The sequence below is a fragment of the Microvirga sp. P4_G7 genome, assembly GCF_056401005.1.
On record NZ_JBFUKD010000439.1, the window covers coordinates 1 to 3,279 of the forward strand.

General features: G+C 63.3%; 5 protein-coding genes. 4 read left to right on the forward strand and 1 reads right to left on the reverse strand.

The window, feature by feature from the left end; all coding sequences use genetic code 11:
• Window positions 1-305, reverse strand: a 305-nt coding sequence (locus tag AC1DT3_RS15985; RefSeq protein ID WP_477466230.1) for an amidohydrolase family protein, incomplete at its 3' end; no start/stop codon positions are given.
• Window positions 306-379: 74 nt separating this feature from the next.
• Between AC1DT3_RS15985 and ygfZ the strand changes: the two genes are divergently transcribed.
• The 4 genes from ygfZ to AC1DT3_RS16005 all read left to right on the forward strand — a co-directional run bounded on the left by ygfZ (window position 380) and on the right by AC1DT3_RS16005 (window position 3,246).
• Complete coding sequence (gene ygfZ / locus AC1DT3_RS15990; RefSeq protein WP_477466231.1) at window positions 380-1,249, forward strand: CAF17-like 4Fe-4S cluster assembly/insertion protein YgfZ; 870 nt, start codon at window positions 380-382, stop codon at window positions 1,247-1,249.
• Window positions 1,250-1,346: 97 nt separating this feature from the next.
• Window positions 1,347-1,994: an FMN-binding negative transcriptional regulator gene (locus AC1DT3_RS15995; RefSeq protein WP_477466232.1), complete on the forward strand. Its 648-nt coding sequence runs from the start codon at window positions 1,347-1,349 to the stop codon at window positions 1,992-1,994.
• A 47-nt stretch (window positions 1,995-2,041) separates the two neighbouring features.
• Entirely contained in the window at window positions 2,042-2,650 is a 609-nt protein-coding gene (locus AC1DT3_RS16000) for a DNA-3-methyladenine glycosylase I (RefSeq protein ID WP_477466234.1), read from the forward strand.
• Window positions 2,650-3,246 (forward strand): YfbR-like 5'-deoxynucleotidase, encoded by a 597-nt coding sequence (locus tag AC1DT3_RS16005; RefSeq protein ID WP_477466233.1) that lies wholly within the window; start codon window positions 2,650-2,652, stop codon window positions 3,244-3,246. Before AC1DT3_RS16000 ends, AC1DT3_RS16005 begins: the two co-directional genes overlap by 1 nt.
• Window positions 3,247-3,279: the final 33 nt, after the last annotated feature.

Consider the following 3,279-nt stretch of genomic DNA (forward strand, 5'->3'; position numbering starts at 1 on the left):
GTGGTTTGCGGTTCGGTATTGGGCATCTCGAACACCGCCGTGACGCCGCCCATGGCCGCCGCGCGCGATCCTGATTCGAGATCTTCCTTGTGGTCGAGACCGGGTTCGCGGAAATGGACCTGCGTATCGATCACGCCCGGGAGAATATGAAGGCCGTGGCAATCGATCGTCCGAGCGGCCGAGGCGCGCGAAAGATCGCCGATCGCCGCGATCCTACCCTTGACCACGCCGACATCGCGCTCGGCCCGGCCGTCCTGGTTGACGACGATTCCGCCCTTGAGGATCAAGTCGAAGGTCTGGGTCATGGTGGGCTCGCTCTTGAGGCTGCTACCGGCTCGGCATATGTCAGGCTTGATCAGACGGCAACTGGAGCGAGAGCATGCCTGTAGCGCATTTGGACGATCGCGGCGTCGTGAAAGTGACCGGTGAGGATGTCAAGGCCTTCCTCGAAGGCCTGATCACGTGCGATCTCGACAAGATCTCGCCCCAGGCCGCGCGCCTTGGCGGCCTCCTCACGCCGCAAGGCAAAATTCTCTTCGATTTCATCGTGTTCGAGGCGCCGCAGGCGATCGAGGGCGGCTATTATCTCGACGTCTTGAAGGGCCATTCCGGCGATCTCGCCAAGCGTCTCGGCTTCTACAAGCTTCGCGCCAAGGTCCGGATCGAAGATCTATCGGAGACCCTCGCGGTCGTTGCCGGCTGGGACGGGGCAATGAAGCCGGACGACGATGCCGGCCTGATCGCCGACGATCCGCGCGTGCCCGCGCTCGGCTGGCGCGCCATCGTCGCGGCCTCGGATGTTCCCGAATTCGCGGACGTCCCCGCAGAGGCCTATCACGCACACAGGATCGCCCTCGGGGTTCCGGAAGGTGGCCGCGATTTCATCTTCGGCGATGCGTTTCCGCACGAGGCGCTGATGGATCAGCTCAACGGGGTCGATTTCGACAAAGGGTGCTACATCGGCCAGGAAGTGGTGTCCCGCATGCAGCATCGCGGCACCGCGCGGACCCGGCTCGTTCCCGCCACCTATGAGGGCGGGTTTGCCGCGGAGGCCGGCGTCGACGTCGTCGCCGGGGAAAAGGTTCTCGGAAAAACGGGGACCGGCGCCGAGGGGCGCGGCCTCCTGATGATCCGCCTCGACCGGGCCGGGGACGCACTGGCGGCGGGGCAGACGATCCGCGCCGGCGGTATCCCCGTGACGCTCGTGAAACCGGATTGGGCCCGTTTCGATTTTCCCGCCAAACCTTGATGCCGGGTGATCGATCGGCGCAAAATTTTTGATTGGTCGCACTCTTCAAACCGGCGTTAGGGTCGGCGTCGAAAGTTCAGCTCGCCAAGGGCCCGTCATGTACCAGCCTCCCCATTTCCGCGAAGAGCGGCTCGACGTCCAGCACGCGCTGATCCGCGCGCATCCGCTCGGAATGCTGGTGACGATCGGTAGCGGCGGCCTGTCCGCCAACCCGCTGCCGTTTCATCTCGATCCGGACGCCTCGGAGCGCGGGACGCTTCGGGCGCATCTCTCCCGCGCCAACGCCCAATGGCGCGATTTCGACCCCAGCCACGAGGCACTGGTGATCTTTCAGGGTGTCGACACCTACGTCACGCCCTCTTGGTACGAGACCAAGCGCGAGACCGGGAAGGTCGTCCCCACGTGGAATTACGCCCTTGTCCAAGCCTATGGGCCGCTGAAGGTCATCGACGACCCGCAATGGCTGATCCGTCAGATCGGAGCGCTCACCGCCAGGCACGAGGCCTCCCAGGCCAAGCCGTGGTCGGTCGAGGATGCACCGCCCGCCTATATCGAGGCCCAGCTGAGAGGTATCATCGGCATCGAGATCCCGATCGGCCGCATCGAGGGCAAATGGAAGGTCAGCCAAAATCGCAATGAGCCGGATCGCACCGGCGTCGCCGCCGGCCTGCGCGCCACGGAAGGCGGATCCGCTCAGGCGATGGCCGACCTCGTCGACGTCTACGGCGCAAAATCGGCCGGATGACGCCGAGGGATCTTCCCGATTCACGGCAAGACCGTTACACCGTCTCCATGACCGACGGTTTGATCCATCACCCCGATAACAAGACCCGCTGCTGGTGGCCCGGCACCGACCCCTTTTATGTCGCCTATCATGACGAAGAATGGGGTGTGCCGGAATTCGACGACCGGGCCTTGTTCGAAAAGCTGATTCTCGACGGTTTCCAGGCTGGATTGTCATGGATCACGATCCTGCGGAAGCGAGAGAATTTTCGCGAAGCCTTCGCGCAATTCGATCCCGCGACCATCGCGCGGTTCGATGCCGCGCAAGTGGAATCGCTGATGCTCAACACGGGCATCGTGCGCAACCGAGCCAAGATCGAGGCGACGATTTCAGGCGCGCGCGCCTGGCTCGCCATTCAGGAGCGCGGCGGCTTCTCGCCCTTTCTGTGGAACTACATCGACGGGCGCCCTGTTCAGAGCAACGCTAAAACGCGTCGACATATCCCGACCGAGAACGACGTCTCCCGCAAGATTTCCAAGTCCCTGAAAGCGGAAGGATTCAATTTTGTCGGGCCGACGATCGTCTATGCGTTCATGCAGGCCGTGGGCATGATCAACGATCATCTCACGGGTTGCTACCGCCATGCCGAGGTGGCCGCGATCGCAGAGAAACTCTGATGGCGAAAGAGCCGCGCGTTTGGCAACGCATGCTGTCGGGCCGACGCCTCGATCTGCTTGATCCGTCCCCGCTCGACGTCGAACTCGACGACATCGCCCATGGTCTTGCTCGCGTCGCCCGGTGGAACGGCCAGACGGGCGGCGATTACATATTCTCCGTGGCCCAGCATAGCCTTCTCGTGGGTGCCATCGCGCATCATCTCGAGCCGGACATGACGGCGCCTTGGCGGCTCGCGGTGCTTTTGCACGATGCCCCGGAATATGTGATCGGCGACATCATTTCTCCGTTCAAGGCGGTGATCGGCGACGCCTACAAGGTGATCGAGTCGCGCCTTCTGTCGGCGATCCATCTGCATTTCGGCCTCCCCGCGGACATCAGCGCGTCCTGGAAACGCGGCATCAAGAAAGCCGATCGGCAAGCGGCGTTCCTCGAAGCCACGCGGCTCGCTGGTTTCAGCCTCGACGAGGGCCTCAAATATTTCGGCCGGCCGGAGCCCCTGCCCCGCGCGATCGATACGCTTCTCGAACCGTGGCCGATCGAAATCGCGGAACGGCGCTACCACGACGCGATCGCTGCGCTGATTGCCGCGCCCTGATCCGAACGCTCCTCGATCTGCTAGAATGTCGTC

Bases quoted from the DNA above. Each gene is read 5' to 3' on its own strand.
- AC1DT3_RS16000 (WP_477466234.1), top strand. From the start codon at position 2,042: ATGACCGACGGTTTGATCCATCACCCCGATAACAAGACCCGCTGCTGG.
- ygfZ (WP_477466231.1), top strand. From the start codon at position 380: ATGCCTGTAGCGCATTTGGACGATCGCGGCGTCGTGAAAGTGACCGGT.
- AC1DT3_RS15995 (WP_477466232.1), top strand. From the start codon at position 1,347: ATGTACCAGCCTCCCCATTTCCGCGAAGAGCGGCTCGACGTCCAGCAC.
- AC1DT3_RS16005 (WP_477466233.1), top strand. From the start codon at position 2,650: ATGGCGAAAGAGCCGCGCGTTTGGCAACGCATGCTGTCGGGCCGACGC.